The sequence below is a fragment of the Roseicyclus sp. genome (assembly GCF_018402035.1).
Classification (GTDB): domain Bacteria; phylum Pseudomonadota; class Alphaproteobacteria; order Rhodobacterales; family Rhodobacteraceae; genus Roseicyclus.
In genome coordinates, this window is sequence record NZ_JAGYJN010000001.1 from 707,983 (window position 1) to 724,632 (window position 16,650).

Sequence of the window (16,650 nt, forward strand, 5' to 3'; positions counted from 1 at the left end):
CGGCGCGGCAGTCATGCGCAGACCTGCCCCAGCTCAAAACATCGGCCCTTGGAGTGGGTCGCATCGAAAAGCTGCACCTCCAGCCGCTCATGCCCGTCACCGGCGATGGGGCCGAGGCTGACAAAAGCCAAGGTGCCGTAATCATCTGCCATCGCGCGCAAGCACCCGGTCAAGATCGCGGATACACCCGGCAGGGACCACGCCGCGTCGATGACGAAACGCCCATCACCCGCGTGCGACACCGTCATGCGCGGCAGATCGAGTGCGGGCAAGACTAGCCGCCCGCGTTCATCCAGATCCTCCAGCGCATGCAAGAAATCTTCGAAACGCGCCCCCGAAAACCGCAAAAGCCGCCGCACAGGCTCCAGATGGGGGTCAGTCACCAGCCAGATGCCGAAATCCTCCAGCAAGGTGCCATGATCTTTGTGCAGCACATGAGAGGCGGCCTCGAAACAGGCCGATGTCATCGGGTCAGGATAACTCAGCATCGCCTCGAAATCATCGAAAGGCAGCCCGGCTTGGCTGCGCACCTCGGCCCAGACCGCGTCGCCATAGGTCGTTGTCAAAAAGCCCTGAAGGGCGCGGTTGACCATGCCATGCATCGCCGCTGCCTCGCGTATTGCCAAAGCGCCCATCGCGCCTTGGCCACAGGCTTAGGTGGCAAGGGTAAACGCAACCTTGCCCAATCGCGGCAAGAGCAAGGCAATTATCGCCGTTTCGCAGCGAAGGTTCAGAAATCGGTCGGCGCGCCACCCTCGGCTTTGCGACGGGCGACGAAATCGGCCAGCTCCTCGCGGATCGCGGCATCCATCGGCGGGGCCTCGAACTCATCCAAGATGCGTTTATAGACCCCATGGGCGCGCTCAGCACTCCAGAGCGAACCTGCCGCCTGCCATGCCTCGTAGTTGCGCCAATCCGATAGAAAGGGGCTATAGAACGCCTCTTGATAACGGTCTTGGGTGTGCTGACAGCCGAAATAATGCCCGCCTGCGCCCACCTCGGCGATGGCGTCGATGGCAAGATCCGCCTCGGTGGTGCCAAGGATCTGCGGCTCCATATAGCGTTGGAATTGCTGCAAGACTTCGCAATCCATCACGAACTTCTCGGGGGACGCGATCAGCCCGCCCTCAAGCCAGCCTGCCGCGTGATAGACCATGTTGGTGCCTGACTGCACGGCCGCCCAAAGCGAATTCATCGTCTCCCACATAGATTGGCCATCGGGCACATTGGCGGCACACACACCAGACGAGCGCAGCGGCAAATTATAGAACCGCGCCATCTGGCCCGTCATCTGGGTCGCACGGATATATTCCGGCGTGCCAAAGGCGGGCGCGCCCGATTTCATATCGACATTCGAGGTGAAAGTGCCAATCGCCACCGGGCAGCCCGGCGCGATCCATTGCAACAGCGCAATCGCCGCCAATGCCTCGACAATCGACAGCATCACAGCCCCCGACAGCGTCACGGGGGCCATCGCGCCCGCAAGCGTAAAGGGCGTCACGATCACCGGCTGGCCGCGCTTGGCGTGGCGCATGGCACCATCGAGCATCGGCCAGTCATGTTTCAGCGGGCTGACCGAATTGATATTGGTATACATGCGCGGTGTGGCGTCGAATTCAGCATGGGAAAGCCCAGCCGCGATGCGCACCATTTCCATCACATCCTCGACCCGCTCGGGGCCAAGCGAATAGGCATGCACCACCTTGTCGGTCAGCGTCAGCTTGTCGAACAGGCAATCGAGGTGGCGCACACCCGCATGCACATCGACAGGTTCCACCGGATAGCCGCCCGCGAAATGGATGCAGTTGAAATACTGCGTCAGCTTGATGAATTCGCGGTAGGTTTCCATGTCACCGGGGCGTTTGCCGCGCGCCAGATCCCAAGCATTGGGCGGCGAAGAGACATTGCCGAACACGATATGCCCGTCGCCGATGGTGATGATTTTCTCGGGGTTGCGCGGCGTCAGCGTGAAGGAGGGGGGTGCCTTGGCCACCATCTCTTCGACGAAATGGCGATCAAAGCGGACATTCTGCCCCTCGATCTTGCAGCCAGCAGCCTTGAGATGGGCAAGCGCCGTCTCGTTGAGAAACTCCACCCCGATATCGGACAAGACCCGCATCGCGCCATCATGGATGGCCTGCACCCCTTCGGGCGGCAAGGGCTCGGTCGGGCGGTCGATGTTGCGCGGCACACGCCATGGCATCTGGTCGATGGCATGGGCGGTGCTGCGGGCGGTATTGGCCGCGCGGCCACCGGCACGGCGGCGACGGGTGGTGGTGTCATCGGTCATTCGGTTTATCTTTCTGGGGCGGTCACTGACGGCTTGCGGCCCAAAAGACCGCAACAAGGTGCCAACAGATTGCCCGTCTCCGACATGTGCCGTCGCATTTTCGCAATCGGCAAAGCGGCGCGCGATTAGCCCAAGCTGGCCAGCCAGCCGGGCAGTTGCCCGATATCGCGCAACACCACATCGGCATGGGGTGCCAGATCATCCATCCCCGCAACACCTGTCAGCACGCCCACAACCCGCATGCCTGCAGCGCGCCCCGCATCGAGATCATGCAAGCTATCGCCCACCATCACGCAAGCCGCCGGGTCAAGATCCACGGCGCGCGCAAAGCCCAAGCACATGCCCGGATGCGGTTTGGCCCCATGACCCGAATCATATCCGGCGATATAGGCGAAAAGATCGGTGATCTCGGCCAGTTCCAACTGACGGCGGGCGGCGGCCTCGGCATCATTGGTGGCGACACCCAAGGTCAGACCGGCTTGCAAAAACTCCCCCAGCAAGGGGCGCAAAGGCACGGCCGGCACCATCGCGGCACTGCGCGCGGCTTGCGCCAGCCAAAGCTCGAGCGCGTCAAGATCACGGCCGGGCAGATGCGGGGCCAGTGCCTCGGCCTGATCGCGGGCGGTTCCGGCAATCACCAAGCTATGGGGAAAAAACACGCGGTTTGCGGCATCATAGCCCAAAACATCGGTCAGCCGCTCAAAGCTTGCGCCGTCATCGGCGACCAGTGTTGTGATCAAATCATACGCCCAACCACCCCAGCTTTGCTGGAAATCGAACAATGTACCATCCTTATCGAAAAGGAGACCTTTGATCATCGCGTGCCCTGCCCTTGTTGCCGCTGTGCCGCCCGCGCCACCCATAAAGCAAAAACAGGTGACAGCGCGTCGGTGACTGCTTATAGCGCGTCATCACGATGGACGGTACACGACAAAAATTTGGCCTTCATGACAGTGTCGGCCACCATATCTCCCGCACGGCGCGCATCGTCGAACGCCGGGTCGAGGGGAATTTGCGCCGTTTCGGCATGACCCGTGTGGAATGGTGCGTGCTTGTCGCCGTTGCCGAAGAAGGCAAGAAAAACCCTTCCGACATCGCGGATTTCGTGGGTATCGACCGCACCGCCACCTCGCGCGCACTGCGCCAGCTTGAGGCCAGCGGGCTGATCGAACGCAGCATGGGCCGCGACGACCGCCGCACCACCGAGGTGGGGATGACCGCAAAAGGGACTGCGCAATTCAATGCAGCCCTGCCGATGTGTCATGCGGCGACCCAGCATTTCCACGCCAAACTCAGCATCGATGAGCTTGATGTGCTGCTAGCGCTTTTGGCCAAGCTTGCGGCGGACGAGCTACCCTAGGCCCGGCCGCTAGGTCCACGCGGGAAGATCCCCACCGGGCAGGGCCGCGCGGATCTCCATGATCTGGGCGGGTGGCCAGCCTTGATCGGTGGCGCAATCGATCACCCAAACATCATCCATCATCACGAAATCCACCACCGAGGCGAGGAATTCGGCCTCACCCGCACGCGCGCGCAGGTCATCCTCGCTGGCACCCGTGGCCCCCAGAAAGACCGGCAGCAACGCCTCTTGCCCGGCCAACCAGCCCAGCATGCCCATCGCGCGAATTTCGGCTGTTTCTTGTTTCATCCCCAAGTTCCATGCTGAGGTTAAAGAGTTTGTTAACCATTCCCGCGCAAAACGTGCCTATAGTATGACCACTCCCGCACTCCGGGACAAAGCGTAAATATAAGTCGAGTATCTGGTGAGAGGCGCGCATGACAGGGCGAATTCTGGTCGTTGACGATGTGGCCACGAACCGCATCGTGATGAAGGTCAAGCTGGCCTCGGCCTGCTATGCCGTCGACCAAGCCGATTGCGGCGCGGCAGCACTTGTCGCGGCGCGCGCGACACAGCCCGATCTGATCTTGCTTGATGTCGTCATGCCCGACATGTCCGGCCTTGATGTCTGCGCGCAATTGAAATCCGATCCCGAGACGGCCGATATCCCCATCATCTTGATCACCGCTGTGGCCGATCGCGACAGCAAGATGGCCGGGCTTGAGGCGGGGGCCGATGATTTCTTGACCAAGCCGGTTGATGAGATGACGCTTTTGGCCCGCGTCCGCTCGCTCTTGCGGGCGCGCGACACGGCGCGCGAATTGCGCAAGCGCGGTGCCTCGGCACTGGGTTTTGCCGAGGCTGCGGCCCATTTCACCGCGCCGCAAAAACCGGGGCGCATCGCACTGATCGCGCCGGGGCCAAAGGGGGCGGTGCTTTGGAAAACCGCCCTTGATGACCGCTTGGGCGGCGAAGTGTCGGTGCTGCCGCGTGACGCGGCCCTGACCGGCTTTGGCAATGACGAGGGGGACGCGCCCGATGTTTTTGTCATCGCCGCCGATCTGACCCACCGCAACGAGGGTTTGCGGCTTTTGTCCGATCTGCGCTCGCGCCCCGGAACGCGCAACGCGGCCAGCGTGATGATCTTGCCCGAGGGTGACAGCGAACGCGCGGCCATCGCCCTCGATCTGGGCGCGCATGATATTCTTTATGACAGCTTTGACGCGCAAGAATTGGCGCTGCGCATCCGCACCCAGCTAGAGCGCAAGCGCCAAGCCGACCGGCTGCGCGCCTCGGTCGAAGCGGGGCTAGAGATGGCCGTGACCGATAGCCTGACGGGATTGCATAATCGCCGCTACGCGATGTTCGCGCTTGAGCGCATGATCGCGCAGACCGGGCGCGGCGTCGCGGTGATGCTGCTTGATATCGATCACTTCAAGCGGATCAACGACAGCTTCGGCCATCCTGTCGGGGACAGGGTGCTCAGCCTTGTGGCGCGGCGGTTGCGCGCGCAGTTGCGCAGCGGCGATTTGATCGCGCGCATCGGCGGGGAGGAGTTCTTGGTCGCCCTTCCCGAGAGCGACAGCGCGGTGGCCCTTGATTGCGCCGAAAGGTTGCGCGCGGCGATCGGCCAGACCGATTTCGTCATGCGCGGCGATACCCCGCCCTTGGCGGTCACGATCAGCATCGGGCTTGCGCTGTCGACGCCGGGTGGCCGGGACAGCGCGCAAAGCTTGATCGATCATGCCGATGCCGCCCTTTACGGGGCGAAATCGCATGGGCGCGACAAGGTCACATTGGCCCCGTTAAGCGCAGCCTAAGGCGATCACGCGCGGGCTTAGCGCGGGTCGCGGTGCCCACCCATGCGGCGCAACGCGCGCCTAAGGCGGTCGGCCATATCCGCACGCGCGGCCGGTGGCATCTGCGCGATCTGATCGAGCAAGGCATCATGGCTGACCTCTTGCAGCGTGACGGTCGCATCGCGCATCCGCGCAAGGGCCGCGGCGGCGGCGGCGCGGTCAAAGGGCTCGGCGCGCAGCGCTTGGCGCAAGCTCACCAATCCTTCGCCCAATGTGCGCCGCTCGGCGCGCAGCGTGGCGCGGTCCATGCGCGCGGCAAACCCCGCCCGATCCTCGCGCGAGAGGGCCATGGCGAAAGGCCCAAGCCCCAAGGCGCGCAGGCGCGGATCGTCGCGATCGCCCATTGGGCCAAAACCGATCATTGCACCGACGACAAGCCCGACAATGGCCAGATTGACCGCCAGCGAAAGCGCCAGCGCGATCTTGAGGCCGCGCCGCGGTTTCGATTGCTCAGACATCGCTACCCTCCTCCCACAACAGCCCGATCTCGGGCAGTGACCCAAGATCGCCTGTCCAAACCCCGATCTGCCCGCCCGACAGACCATCGACCAAATCCGGCGCGAAGATACCCAAAGCCAGACCCGCAACACCGGCCAATGTGACCCCCGACAGACCGGGCCAACCACCCAGCGCGGCGCGGATCTCGGCCAGCCAACCTGGGCCTTTGCGCGGTGGTGGCGGTGCGGCCTGCATCGTGGCTTGCACCCTTGCCGCATCGGCCAGCACGCGCGCAACAAGGGTATCGGGGACGGTCACCGCCGCCCGCGCGCTTTGCAAAAGCTGATCGAGTTGCTCTTCGTCACGCTCAACTGTCATAGCCCAAGGCCTCCTTTTTGTCGGAAAGCGCGGCACTCAGCGCGCGCTTGCCACGGGCGGTCAGGCTTTCCACGGCCTCCACGCCCAAATCCAGTATCATCGCGATCTCGGGGTTCGATAGCCCCTCGATATGGCGCAGCACCACGGCTTGGCGTTGCCGCTCGGGCAAAAGGGCCAAGGCCGCGTCCAAGGCCGCCATACGGTCGCCTGCGATCATCTGCGCCTCGACGCTCGGGCGCGTGTCGCTATGGCGGTCGGCCTCATCGGTCAGCGTGCTTTGCCCTGATTTGCGCAAACGGTCGGTGCACAGATTGGCCACCACGCGGTAAAGCCATGTCGCGGGCGCGGCTGGGCCATCTTGCGCCCAATCGGCGGCGGCGCGCCAAAGGCGCAACATCGCCTCTTGCGCGATATCCTCGGCCTCGGCCCGGTCGCCCAAGACACGCGCCGCATGGCTTAGGGCGCGTGGCAAAAGCCGCGCGGTCAAGACCCGTGCCGCCCCCGGATCGCCATTGGCGAACAGGACCATCAAAGCCCCATCACGCAGGGCCGCATATGTGGGCGCATCGTCGGACATGGGTCAACCTAACGCCGCTTGGCGCCAAGGGGAATGCGCGGCGCATCGGTTGCGCCGCGCCCCAATCACTTAGCCGCGCCAAAAGCCATGGCCGCCACGCCGCGCGCCATCCTCATCATCATGCCGCCCCATGCCGCCGCGCGCTTGTTCAAGCTCTTCAGTGCTGAGGCTGCCGTTCTCGTCGGCATCAAGACGCTTAAACATCCGCGCCATGCGCATCTCGCGCCGCCCCTCTTGCATCGATGCCAACTCATCCGTGCTGAGCATGCCATCGCCATTCTCATCGCCGCGCGTCAGCATGCGGTCGATATTGCCAGCTGCGCGGAGCGTGGCGGCGGCGATCAACTCATCACGGCTGAGATTGCCATCGCCATTGGTATCGGCATTGGCAAACATCGCGGCGGGGCCTGCTTGCATTTCTTCCAAGGTGATCGCGCCATCGCCGTTTTGATCCATCTGCGAGAAATCCATCGCGCCGCGCATCGGCTGATCGGCTGACGCGGGCAGCGCAAGTGCCAGCGGGATGAGAAGCGCCAAAGTGCCTGTCTTGAGCGTGAACATGTGCAAATCTCCTGTGTGCATCGTGTCTATGAAGCTTTCACGCGGGCGCGGCGCGTTTCCGTCGCAGATTTTTTGCGCCCCGCGACATGCGCGCACTGGACCTATCGGGCATCGCGCCGCATCTAAGGGGGATGCAAGACACACATACCGATCCCGCCCTGCGCCCCGAATTCCTACCCAGCCCGCCCGAGCGGCCCGCAATGCCTGCGATCTTCAAGGGCATGCGCGGGCGCTGCCCCAGCTGTGGCGAGGGTGCATTGTTCAAAGGCTACCTCAAGCTTGCGCCGCGTTGCGCACATTGCGACGAGGATCTGAGCCATGCGCGCGCCGATGATGGGCCGGCTTACCTGTCGATCCTGTTGACCGCCAAGGTGATGGGAACGCTGCAACTGTTCACCTATGACCTGTTCCGGCCCGAGCCTTGGGTTATGGCCGTCAGCTTTTCGCTGGGCGTGGTGGCAATGGCCTTGTTCTTGCTGCCGCGTTTCAAAGGGCTGATCGTGGGGGTGCAATGGGCCAAGCGGATGCACGGGTTTTGATCGACAAAAGCGCCATTCGCGATGCGGCCACGGTGATCGTGCTGCGCGATGCGGCAACGCGGCCGCGCGTCTTGATGGGCCAACGCGGCAAAGATGCAGCGTTCTTGCCGTCGAAATTCGTCTTTCCCGGCGGCGCGGTGGATGGGGTGGATCATACCATTCCCCTCGCCGCCCCGCCGCGCGCGGCTTGCGCGGCGGCGCTGGCGCATGATAGCGCGCTTGATCCGGCCGTGCTGATCGCGGCGGCAACGCGGGAATTATGGGAAGAAACCGGCCTGTTGGTCGGCGCACCCGATCCGCGCGCGCCCCAGATGCAAGCGCCGCAAGGCTGGCGCGGCTACATCGCGACTGGGCATTTGCCCGATGGGGCGAGCGCACGCTTCTTGTTTCGCGCGATCACGCCCCCCGGTCGCCCCCGCCGGTTCGATGCGCGGTTTTTCCTCGTCGACGCGACCGCGCTGCGCAACGACCCCGATGACCTCAGCCGGGCCGAAGATGAATTGGGCCATTTGCAATGGGTCGCACTCGACACCGTGCGCGGGCTCGATATGCCCTTCATCACCGAGGTGGTCTTGGCTGAATTGGCCGCTCAGCTTGACGGTCGCACCACCCAAGGCGTGCCGTTTTTCGACAATCGCGGTGATGTCAGCCGTTTTTGGCGGCTTTAGAGGGTGGCACAGCCTCAAAGCCCAAAGGCATAGGCCCCAAGCGACAGCCACAAAGGCATGATCGCAAAGGCCAAAAGCGTCTGCACCGTGATCATCGCGGCCATCAGCGGCGCATCACCCCCCAATTGCCGCGCCAGCGTATAGGCCGCAACACCCGTGGGCAGCGCGCCATAGATCAGCGCCACCTGCGCGGTCAGCGGTGGCAGATCAAGCACCAAGGCCAGCCCCAAGATCACGGCGGGAAAGAGCACCAGCTTGGCCATCGCCGCCAAACCCATCGGCCAAAGCTCGGCCTGAAGCCCGCGCAGCTTCAGGCTTGCACCAACGCATAGCAGCATGATCGGCAGCGCCGCTTGGCCCAAAACCGCGAGCGTCTCTTGCAGCACGGGGATCGGTGCAAGCGCGAGCTTGTTCACCACCCCCGCCGCCAAGATCGACAAGATCAGCGGATTGGTCGCAAGGCTGCGGGCCGCGCCCAACAGCACCGAGCCGCCCGGTCGCGGCATCAGCACCGCAAACAGACCCACCACGGTCAGATTGACCACCGGCACCAGAACCGCCGCGCCCAGCACGGCCAGTTGCAGCGCGGGATGACCATAGAGCGCCTCGGCCACCGCCAGCGCGATGAAGGTGTTGAACCGCCCCGCCCCTTGCAAGATCGATGTCGCTTGCGGGCCGGGAAAGCGCAGCAAGACCGCCGCCGCGGTGCCAGCGGCAACAGCGGCGAAAAACCCGCCGTAAAGCGTAGCGGCATAGGGGATCAGGTCAGGATCGGAAAGGTCAGCCTCGGAAATCCGCACAAAGAAAAGCGCGGGCATCAGCACGAAATAAACCAGCCGGTCATTCAGAAGCCAAAACTCCTCGGAGGGGATGCCACCGCGACGCAAGGCATAGCCCGTCACGATCAACAGAAAGATCGGCGCAATCGACAGCGCGATGGCGATCATCCCCATTCCCCCAGAAAGATCAGCAAAAGCGATACGACCAACAAGATCAGACCCGCAATCTCCTTGCCGCTTGAGCGTTCGCGCAACCAAAAGACCGAGAAAAGGAAGGTAAAGACCAACTCCACCTGCCCCAGCGCTTTGACATAGGCCGCCGTTTGCAAGGCAAAGGCCGTGAACCAACCAAGACTGCCCAGCATGGAAGTGAACCCCACCAGCGCCGAGACCCGCCATGCGACCAAGACACGCCCAATCTGGCCTGTCTCACGCCATGCCAGCCAGAGGCCCAAGGTCACACTCTGCACGCATGTGGCCGTGAGCAGGGCCACAGCGGCGCGCAACACCTCATCCCCGCCGATCAAGCTGAGCGTCGCACCCCGGTAGCACACGGCCGAGACCCCGAACAAAAGCCCCGACAACAGCCCAAAGCCAGATGCTGCATTGAAAATCCGCGCCTGCAGGGGCAAGGCGACATCCGTCTTGGGCGGATCGGACAGCAAGATCACGGCAACAAAGCCGATGCCGATGGCCATCACCGCAAAAGACGAGACCGCCTCGCCCAGCACGACCAAGCCGATCAGCGCGGTCAAGATGACCTCGGTCTTGCACAAGGTGACGCCGACCGCGAAATTGCGCCGCCCGAACAAGGCCACGACACAGGCCGTGGCCAACATCTGGGCGATGGCCCCGGTCACGGCATAGCCCCAAAAGGCGGTGCTGGGCGTAGGCAAGGCTTGGCCCGTCACCCAAAGCCAAATCCCCAGCGCCAAAGCCACGAAAGGCAGGGCAAAAGCGAACCGCGCCCATGTCGCGCCCATGGTCGAAAGCGTGGTGACCCGCAAATGCCGTTGCAGCAAGAACCGTAGGTTCTGCATGAAAGCGGCAAAGACGGTGGCGGCGATCCAAAACGGCATGCGCGCTCACATGCGCCCTAAGCCGTGCCGCTGCAAATCATTTTTGCTGGGCGGCAGGGGCGGGATAAAGCGGATGAGGGACCGGTTCCTTGGTTCGCAACAAGTGTCGCCCCGCAATCTCGGCGTAGTTTGCGTAAACATAGCCGCCATTGCGCGTCAGGTAGCGGTCGCGATTGGCGCGGTAATGCGCAGGCAAGCGGTACCATGGCAGGCGCGGATGCATGTGATGGACGACATGCAAATTATTGTTGAGAAACAGAAATGCCAGCGGACCACGATCTTCGATGATCGCGGTACGCGCCGATGCGCGCGCATGGGCCTGATGCTCCAGAAAGGTGCGGATCTTCAACAACCCAAGACCGCCATAGCAGGCGCAAAGATAGGCCCAGAGCGGCAAGGGCGCGACAAGAACCAGCCCAACAAGCAAACCCGTCACAGGGATGTGCCATAGCCAGCCATAAAGCACCGCTTTATCACCGCTTCGGATCGCGCGCAGGTCGCTTGCCATGAAAGCGATTTGACCAATCAGCGGGCCAAGGATCACGCGGCCCAAAAGCGTGTTATTTGCCATCAACACGCCCTGATACCAGCGGGGCAGCCGCGCCCAAACAACGGGGTCCAAATAGGCCGTCTCTGGATCGTCATAGGGATCAGTGAGATTTTCATCATAGTGATGGGCCAAATGCGTGTCACGAAAGCGCAAATAGGGCACGAACAGGTTGAACGAGGCGAACACCAAAGCCTCGCCCGGCCAACGCCACGCGAAAGGATGGCCATGCAGCACCTCATGTTGCAGCGAGGATTGCAGCGTGATCACCAAGATCAACAGGGGCACCGCCAGCCAAAGGCTGATCAAAGGCAGCCAGAATAAGCCAATGAGCAGCGCCAGATAGCTTGCCGCGATCAATGCCAGCGTCGGCCATTCGACCCGCATAGGCCCCTCGCTCCCTGAAACCGGGTTGCTCCGACACCAACAGGCGTATGCGATCTTGCAATCCGCGCGCAGTCGGGGTTTTCTCTCCACAAATGCAACATTGTTGAGTATTATAAACAATGCAGAATTTTTCTGACAAACGCCGGGTGGCCGCGACCTTTCGCGACCGGCTATCGGCGGCCCTGATGACATCGGGGATGAGCCGGGCCGCCTTGGCGCGCGCTGTGGGTGTGGATCGCTCGAGCGTCACCCAGATGTTGGCCGAGGGCGACACCCGCATGCCGGGGGGCCATGTGGTGGCCGCCTGCGCACAAGCGCTTGATGTCTCGGCTGATTGGCTGTTGGGGCTGAGCAACCGGCCCGAACAGGCAGGCGCGCTTTTGGACAGCTCGTTTTCGATCTCCGAGACCGGGCGCGCAACAGGGCTTGATGACCAGATCTTTGCGTGGCACCGCGAGGCGGAGGGCTACAAGATCCGCCATGTACCCGCGACACTGCCCGATATGCTCAAGACAAATGCGATGCTACGCTGGGAATATGCGCCCGTGACCCATCGCAGGCCCGATGCCGCCATCGATGCCGCCGCCGAACGGCTTGATTGGATGCGGCTTTCCGAAAGCGACTACGAGATCGCCATCGCGCTGCACGAGTTGGAAAGCTTCGCCCGCGCCGAGGGCTATTATAAGGGCCTGAGTGCCGATATCCGCCGCACGCAGCTTGATTGGCTGCTGGAGATTTACACACAATTCTATCCCAGCTTACGGATTTTCCTTTTCGATGCGCGCCAGCTTTGGTCAGCGCCAGTGACCGTCTTTGGCCCTAAGATGGCGGTCATCTACCTAGGTCAGCATTTCTTGGCCTTTCGCGATCGCGACCGGGTGCGCACGCTGAGCCAGCATTTCGATTGGCTGGTGCGCGGGGCGGCAATCTCTGCACGCGCGGTACCGGATCATTTGCGCGCGTTGCGCGCGGCTTTGGATGATTGACACGAGCACAAGCGCCGCCGCGTTGGGCCCCCAATGGGGCCCGCCTTGGCGCGGTGGTGGTTGCGACATCGCCGCTCCAAGACCAAGGCTGATGCGCGTGGCACGGGCGGGGGCCTCCGGCGGGAGTATTTGGAAAGCAAAGATGCGATAGCACGCCCTTCATCCCAACCCAGAGGCTATGAGGCAAAGGGCGCACCATCTTCGCTTGCGGTCATCAGCTCTCCAGCCTGTACCGCATCGCCACCTTACTCTGCGAAAGGTTAAGGAAGCCTAAAGGGCCCTCTTTGCTTCACAAATACTCCGGGGGGAGTCGCGGCACGCGACGGGGGGCTGGCCCCCCGCCGATGCTAGCCATCAGCCCCGAATGCCCGAAAAGCGCGCGGCCCATTCGGCGCGGGTATCGTCGTCGATCTTGGCAAACATCACTTCGGGCACCGTGAAGGCATGACCGGGGGCCAATGCGCCAAGCGCGGCTTCGGCACTGTCGGGCCAAGCGACATCCACCCCCATCGCGCCCGCCATGCTGGCCGCAGCATCGGGAATGAAGGGGGCGGAGAGGCCCGCGTAAAACGGGATCAGGTTCAGCGCAAAACGCGTCATCGCCGCGGCGCGGTCGGGGTCGTCCTTGAACACGGTCCAAGGCCCGGCCGCTTGCAGGTATTCATTGCCTGCCACCCAGATCGCGCGCAACTCGGCCGCGGCCTTGCGGATCTCGATGGCGTCCATATGGCCTTGGTAGCGGTCAAGCCGGGCTTGCAGATCGGCGATCAGCGCCGTTTCCTGCGGCCCATAGGCACCACCCGCAGGCACCGCTTCGCCGAATTTGGCGCGACAGAATTTGGTGATGCGGCTGACGAAATTGCCCAAGACATCGGCCAGATCCTTGTTCACATCTTGCTGAAAGGCTTCCCATGTGAACTCGCTGTCCGAGGTTTCGGGCGCGTGGCTGAGGAGCCACCACCGCCAGTAATCAGCGGGCAGGATCGACAAAGCCTGATCCATGAACACGCCGCGCCCCTGGGAGGTGCTGAACTGGCCGCCGTCGTAGTTCAAATAGTTGAAGGATTTGATGTAATCGACCAGCTTCCACGGCTCGCCCGAACCAAGGATCGTGGCGGGGAATGACAGGGTATGGAAGGGCACGTTGTCCTTGCCCATGAACTGGACATAGCGCACGTCCTGCGCCCCCTTGTCGGTACGCCACCAGCGTTCCCAATCCGCCCCCTTGCCCGCATCGACCCATTCGGCCGCACAGGCGATGTATTCGATGGGCGCGTCGAACCAGACGTAGAAAACCTTGCCTTCCATCCCCGGCCAAGGCTGGTCGCCCTTTTTGACCGGAATACCCCAATCCAGATCGCGGGTGATGCCGCGATCTTGTAACCCGTCACCGTCATTGAGCCATTTGCGGGCGATCGAGGTGGTCAGCACCGGCCAATCGGCCTTCGAGTCGATCCAAGCCGAAAGCTCATCGCGCATCGCGGATTGGCGCAGATACAGGTGCTTGGTCTCACGCACCTCCAGATCGGTGGAGCCTGAGATGGCGCTGCGCGGGTTGATCAGATCGGTTGGGTCAAGCTGCTTGGTGCAATTCTCGCACTGATCGCCGCGCGCCTTGTCATAGCCGCAATTGGGACATGTCCCCTCGATATAGCGGTCGGGCAGGAAGCGTTTATCGGCATGAGAATAGACCTGTTTCTCGCTCACCTCGCGGATTAGCCCCGCCTCGGCCAGCTTTCCGGCGAAATGCTGGGTCAGGCGGTGGTTCTGCGGGCTCGACGAGCGGCCAAAATGATCAAATGACAGCCGAAAGCCCTGCGCCAGTTCCGCCTGCACCGCCCACATTTCGGCACAATATTGATCGACGGGTTTGCCTGCCTTGGCGGCGGCCAGTTCGGCGGGTGTGCCATGTTCATCGGTGGCGCACAAAAACAGCACCTCGGCACCGCGCGCGCGCATGTAGCGGGCATAAAGATCGGCGGGCAACTGGCTTCCCACCAGATTACCCAAATGCTTGATCCCGTTGATATAGGGGATCGCCGATGTGATCAGAATGCGCGCCATCTTGGCCTCCGGTCTGGGGTTGGCAACCCTTTAGCGCCGCCGCGCGCCCGAGACCAGAGGGCAGGCGCTATTGCGCGGTATAGCCGCCATCCACCAGATGGTAAGAGCCGGTGATGAAGGACGCGTGATCGGACAACAGGTAGCAGACAAGCGAGGCAACCTCGTCTGGTTGGCCCATCCGGCCCAGCGCATGCTGACCGGCAAGCGCTTTTTGCGCGTCCGCATCAAGCCCTGAATCAACCAGCGGCGTATGGATGAAGCCCGGCCCCACGGCGTTCACGCGCACACCATCGCCGGCATGATCAAGGGCGGCCGTCTTGGTCATGCCCAAGACCGCATGTTTGGCCGCGACATAGGCCCCTGCCCCCGCAAAACCCACCGCGCCCAAGATCGACGCGATATTGACGATTGCACCGCCCCCCGCCGCGGTGATCGCGGGGATCGCGTAGCGCATGCCGTAGAAGACCCCGTTGAGATTGACGTCGATGACCTTGCGCCATTCTGCGATCTCATAGGTGCCCAAGGGCGCAATCGGCCCGCCGATGCCGGCATTATTGACCATGAGATTGAGCGCGCCTGTCTTTTCCTGCGCAAAAGCGACCAGCGCTGCGACCGCGTCGGGCTTGGTCACATCTGCCACGAAGGCAAGCGCGCCATGACCCATCGCATCGGCGGCGGCCTTGGTCTTGTCGTGGTCAAGATCGGCCAAAACGACGCGCGCGCCGCTTTTGGCGAGTTGCTTGGCAATGGCCAGACCGATGCCCGAGGCGCCACCGGTGACGATTGCGGTCTTGTCGTCAAAACGGATGTCCATTCCCACCCCCAATCTGTGATGACATTGATCGGGTCAGTATAATGGCGCGGCTGTGGCGCGCCTTGTCGGGGATCAAGACGGCTTAGCGCGGGCGGCGAAAAATGCGCCCGACCAGAAAGCTTGTGCGCGGAATCCAGACATAGGGGTTGCGCTGCGTCGCAGAGGGCCTGCGCCCCATGCGCACAAGGCCAAAGACCAGCAAACCCACATGGGCTGCGGCGATAAAGACGAACAAGGCCGATGGTCCGTAAAGCGCGATCAACCCCGAGGTCACAAGCGGCGAGGCGATGGCCCCCAGCGCATAGGCAAACATTAGCGCCGCCGAGAGCTCGACCCGCTGCCCGTCATCGGCCCAATCATGGGCATGGGCGGCCGAAATGGAATAAATTGGAAAGGTCGCGGCCCCAAAGATCAGCGCCGCGATGAAAATGCCCCAAACACCCAAACCCGACAGCGCCACGGTGATCACGCAGCTGCCAATTGAAAAGATCGAGAACCCCACCAGCACCCGCCGCCTGTCATAGCGATCAGCCAGCCAGCCTGCGGGCCATTGGGCAAATGCCCCGCCAAGCACATAGGCCGCAAGAAACAGGCCGATCTGATCGGCGCTCAGGCCCACTTGCGTGCCATATAGCGGGCCGATCATACGAAAGCTGGCCCCCGACACGCCCGAGACGACGACCCCCACCACCGCCAAGGGCGAGAGCGCCCATGCAAGGGCCGGACGCAGCCTTGGGGCCACGCCGGTTTCAGGCTGCGGCACCCGTGTCAGTGTCAGCGGCAAAAGTGCTGCACAGCACAACAGCGCCAACAGGTTGTAGGAGATATAATCAGCCGGTGCCAAAACCCCGATCATCAACTGCGCAATCAGCGAGCCGACCGTATCGACCATCCGGTAAGTGCCCATGGTGCGTCCGCGATTGGCATTGTCGGTCTTGGCTTGCAGCCATGCCTCGATCACGGTGGAGCAACCCGCCACGCAAAACCCCGAGGCCGCGCGCATCACCGCCCAAGCATAGGCATCGACCCACATCATATGCGCCAAAAGCCCGATGGCCCCCATCGCGGTAAAGGCGGCAAATGCGCGGGAATGGCCGACCTGCCCCATCACGCGCGGCGCCCACCAGCAGCCGATGAAAAACCCCGCGAAATGGGCCGAGCCCAAAAGGCCGATCTGCCCATTGGTGAAACCCAACGCGGCACCCGACAAAACGTCAAGCGGCCCAACGCCACCTGTTGAGAGCTGCAACAGCAGCACCGACAGGAACAGGGCAGCAAAGGAAATGATCAGGCGCATGGGATCACGGGCTTTGGTCTTGGATCTTGCCTAAGCGCGGCAGGCGCG

Annotated in this window: 19 protein-coding genes; 5 read left to right on the top strand and 14 right to left on the bottom strand. The window is 62.7% G+C overall.

Going from position 1 to position 16,650, the window contains the following annotated elements; all coding sequences use genetic code 11:
• Positions 1–11: 11 nt before the first annotated feature.
• The 3 genes from KG698_RS03385 to KG698_RS03395 all read right to left on the bottom strand — a co-directional run bounded on the left by KG698_RS03385 (position 12) and on the right by KG698_RS03395 (position 3,108).
• The gene (locus KG698_RS03385) at positions 12–635 is read right to left on the bottom strand and encodes a heme NO-binding domain-containing protein (protein ID WP_213684124.1); all 624 of its coding nucleotides are present in this window, start codon (positions 633–635) and stop codon (positions 12–14) included.
• 95 nt (positions 636–730) lie between these two features.
• Positions 731–2,290, bottom strand: coding sequence for a trimethylamine methyltransferase family protein (locus tag KG698_RS03390; protein WP_213684125.1), 1,560 nt, complete (start codon positions 2,288–2,290; stop codon positions 731–733).
• Between the two features lie 125 nt (positions 2,291–2,415).
• Complete coding sequence (locus KG698_RS03395; RefSeq protein WP_213684126.1) at positions 2,416–3,108, bottom strand: HAD family hydrolase; 693 nt, start codon at positions 3,106–3,108, stop codon at positions 2,416–2,418.
• A 98-nt stretch (positions 3,109–3,206) separates the two neighbouring features.
• Between KG698_RS03395 and KG698_RS03400 the strand changes: the two genes are divergently transcribed.
• A complete protein-coding gene (locus tag KG698_RS03400) occupies positions 3,207–3,650 on the top strand; it encodes a MarR family transcriptional regulator (RefSeq protein WP_213684127.1) in 444 nt (147 codons plus the stop codon).
• Between the two features lie 9 nt (positions 3,651–3,659).
• On the opposite strand, the gene KG698_RS03405 is transcribed toward KG698_RS03400, so the two are convergent.
• Entirely contained in the window at positions 3,660–3,938 is a 279-nt protein-coding gene (locus KG698_RS03405) for a DUF3572 domain-containing protein (RefSeq protein ID WP_213684128.1), read from the bottom strand.
• A gap of 128 nt (positions 3,939–4,066) precedes the next feature.
• On the opposite strand from KG698_RS03405, the gene KG698_RS03410 reads away from it, so the two are divergent.
• Positions 4,067–5,449: a diguanylate cyclase gene (locus KG698_RS03410; RefSeq protein ID WP_213684129.1), complete on the top strand. Its 1,383-nt coding sequence runs from the start codon at positions 4,067–4,069 to the stop codon at positions 5,447–5,449.
• Positions 5,450–5,466: 17 nt separating this feature from the next.
• Here the strand turns inward: KG698_RS03410 and KG698_RS03415 are convergent, their stop codons facing one another.
• From KG698_RS03415 to KG698_RS03430, 4 genes are all read right to left on the bottom strand, one after another.
• Positions 5,467–5,946: a periplasmic heavy metal sensor gene (locus KG698_RS03415; RefSeq protein ID WP_213684130.1), complete on the bottom strand. Its 480-nt coding sequence runs from the start codon at positions 5,944–5,946 to the stop codon at positions 5,467–5,469.
• Entirely contained in the window at positions 5,939–6,304 is a 366-nt protein-coding gene (locus KG698_RS03420; RefSeq protein WP_213684131.1) for a hypothetical protein, read from the bottom strand. Before KG698_RS03420 ends, KG698_RS03415 begins: the two co-directional genes overlap by 8 nt.
• A complete protein-coding gene (locus tag KG698_RS03425) occupies positions 6,294–6,881 on the bottom strand; it encodes an RNA polymerase sigma factor (RefSeq protein WP_213684132.1) in 588 nt (195 codons plus the stop codon). The genes KG698_RS03420 and KG698_RS03425 overlap by 11 nt, the downstream gene beginning before the upstream one ends.
• 69 nt (positions 6,882–6,950) lie before the next feature.
• Positions 6,951–7,442, bottom strand: coding sequence for an EF-hand domain-containing protein (locus KG698_RS03430; protein ID WP_213684133.1), 492 nt, complete (start codon positions 7,440–7,442; stop codon positions 6,951–6,953).
• An 86-nt stretch (positions 7,443–7,528) separates the two neighbouring features.
• Here KG698_RS03430 and KG698_RS03435 point away from each other — a divergent pair, with 86 nt between their 5' ends.
• On the top strand, positions 7,529–7,981 hold the full coding sequence (locus KG698_RS03435) for a DUF983 domain-containing protein (RefSeq protein ID WP_367114024.1): 453 nt from the start codon (positions 7,529–7,531) through the stop codon (positions 7,979–7,981).
• Complete coding sequence (locus tag KG698_RS03440; RefSeq protein ID WP_213684134.1) at positions 7,954–8,649, top strand: NUDIX hydrolase; 696 nt, start codon at positions 7,954–7,956, stop codon at positions 8,647–8,649. The genes KG698_RS03435 and KG698_RS03440 overlap by 28 nt, the downstream gene beginning before the upstream one ends.
• Positions 8,650–8,663: 14 nt before the next feature.
• Here the strand turns inward: KG698_RS03440 and KG698_RS03445 are convergent, their stop codons facing one another.
• Genes KG698_RS03445 through KG698_RS03455 form a run of 3 tightly spaced genes read right to left on the bottom strand, consistent with a single transcriptional unit; the run spans position 8,664 to position 11,441 of the window.
• Positions 8,664–9,602, bottom strand: coding sequence for an AEC family transporter (locus tag KG698_RS03445; RefSeq protein WP_300982844.1), 939 nt, complete (start codon positions 9,600–9,602; stop codon positions 8,664–8,666).
• Positions 9,593–10,507, bottom strand: coding sequence for a DMT family transporter (locus KG698_RS03450; protein WP_213684135.1), 915 nt, complete (start codon positions 10,505–10,507; stop codon positions 9,593–9,595). Before KG698_RS03450 ends, KG698_RS03445 begins: the two co-directional genes overlap by 10 nt.
• Positions 10,508–10,544: 37 nt before the next feature.
• Complete coding sequence (locus KG698_RS03455; RefSeq protein WP_213684136.1) at positions 10,545–11,441, bottom strand: fatty acid desaturase; 897 nt, start codon at positions 11,439–11,441, stop codon at positions 10,545–10,547.
• A gap of 119 nt (positions 11,442–11,560) precedes the next feature.
• Here KG698_RS03455 and KG698_RS03460 point away from each other — a divergent pair, with 119 nt between their 5' ends.
• Positions 11,561–12,427, top strand: coding sequence for a helix-turn-helix transcriptional regulator (locus KG698_RS03460; protein WP_213684137.1), 867 nt, complete (start codon positions 11,561–11,563; stop codon positions 12,425–12,427).
• 354 nt (positions 12,428–12,781) lie between these two features.
• Here the strand turns inward: KG698_RS03460 and metG are convergent, their stop codons facing one another.
• From metG to KG698_RS03475, 3 genes are all read right to left on the bottom strand, one after another.
• Positions 12,782–14,491, bottom strand: a complete 1,710-nt coding sequence (gene metG / locus KG698_RS03465; protein ID WP_213684138.1) for a methionine--tRNA ligase — start codon at positions 14,489–14,491, stop codon at positions 12,782–12,784.
• A gap of 67 nt (positions 14,492–14,558) precedes the next feature.
• Positions 14,559–15,305: an SDR family NAD(P)-dependent oxidoreductase gene (locus KG698_RS03470; protein ID WP_213684139.1), complete on the bottom strand. Its 747-nt coding sequence runs from the start codon at positions 15,303–15,305 to the stop codon at positions 14,559–14,561.
• Positions 15,306–15,387: 82 nt separating this feature from the next.
• The gene (locus KG698_RS03475) at positions 15,388–16,602 is read right to left on the bottom strand and encodes an MFS transporter (RefSeq protein WP_213684140.1); all 1,215 of its coding nucleotides are present in this window, start codon (positions 16,600–16,602) and stop codon (positions 15,388–15,390) included.
• Positions 16,603–16,650 lie beyond the last annotated feature (48 nt).

What these genes read in the sequence shown, in the direction of transcription:
- KG698_RS03460 (WP_213684137.1), top strand. Translation starts at nt 11,561, where the DNA reads ATGCAGAATTTTTCTGACAAACGCCGGGTGGCCGCGACCTTTCGCGAC.
- KG698_RS03455 (WP_213684136.1), bottom strand. Translation starts at nt 11,441, where the DNA reads ATGCGGGTCGAATGGCCGACGCTGGCATTGATCGCGGCAAGCTATCTG.
- metG (WP_213684138.1), bottom strand. Translation starts at nt 14,491, where the DNA reads ATGGCGCGCATTCTGATCACATCGGCGATCCCCTATATCAACGGGATC.
- KG698_RS03420 (WP_213684131.1), bottom strand. Translation starts at nt 6,304, where the DNA reads ATGACAGTTGAGCGTGACGAAGAGCAACTCGATCAGCTTTTGCAAAGC.
- KG698_RS03425 (WP_213684132.1), bottom strand. Translation starts at nt 6,881, where the DNA reads ATGTCCGACGATGCGCCCACATATGCGGCCCTGCGTGATGGGGCTTTG.
- KG698_RS03395 (WP_213684126.1), bottom strand. Translation starts at nt 3,108, where the DNA reads ATGATCAAAGGTCTCCTTTTCGATAAGGATGGTACATTGTTCGATTTC.
- KG698_RS03415 (WP_213684130.1), bottom strand. Translation starts at nt 5,946, where the DNA reads ATGTCTGAGCAATCGAAACCGCGGCGCGGCCTCAAGATCGCGCTGGCG.
- KG698_RS03400 (WP_213684127.1), top strand. Translation starts at nt 3,207, where the DNA reads ATGGACGGTACACGACAAAAATTTGGCCTTCATGACAGTGTCGGCCAC.
- KG698_RS03440 (WP_213684134.1), top strand. Translation starts at nt 7,954, where the DNA reads ATGGGCCAAGCGGATGCACGGGTTTTGATCGACAAAAGCGCCATTCGC.
- KG698_RS03435 (WP_367114024.1), top strand. Translation starts at nt 7,529, where the DNA reads ATGCGCGCACTGGACCTATCGGGCATCGCGCCGCATCTAAGGGGGATG.
- KG698_RS03410 (WP_213684129.1), top strand. Translation starts at nt 4,067, where the DNA reads ATGACAGGGCGAATTCTGGTCGTTGACGATGTGGCCACGAACCGCATC.
- KG698_RS03405 (WP_213684128.1), bottom strand. Translation starts at nt 3,938, where the DNA reads ATGAAACAAGAAACAGCCGAAATTCGCGCGATGGGCATGCTGGGCTGG.
- KG698_RS03390 (WP_213684125.1), bottom strand. Translation starts at nt 2,290, where the DNA reads ATGACCGATGACACCACCACCCGTCGCCGCCGTGCCGGTGGCCGCGCG.
- KG698_RS03430 (WP_213684133.1), bottom strand. Translation starts at nt 7,442, where the DNA reads ATGTTCACGCTCAAGACAGGCACTTTGGCGCTTCTCATCCCGCTGGCA.
- KG698_RS03385 (WP_213684124.1), bottom strand. Translation starts at nt 635, where the DNA reads ATGGGCGCTTTGGCAATACGCGAGGCAGCGGCGATGCATGGCATGGTC.
- KG698_RS03470 (WP_213684139.1), bottom strand. Translation starts at nt 15,305, where the DNA reads ATGGACATCCGTTTTGACGACAAGACCGCAATCGTCACCGGTGGCGCC.
- KG698_RS03445 (WP_300982844.1), bottom strand. Translation starts at nt 9,602, where the DNA reads ATGGGGATGATCGCCATCGCGCTGTCGATTGCGCCGATCTTTCTGTTG.
- KG698_RS03475 (WP_213684140.1), bottom strand. Translation starts at nt 16,602, where the DNA reads ATGCGCCTGATCATTTCCTTTGCTGCCCTGTTCCTGTCGGTGCTGCTG.
- KG698_RS03450 (WP_213684135.1), bottom strand. Translation starts at nt 10,507, where the DNA reads ATGCCGTTTTGGATCGCCGCCACCGTCTTTGCCGCTTTCATGCAGAAC.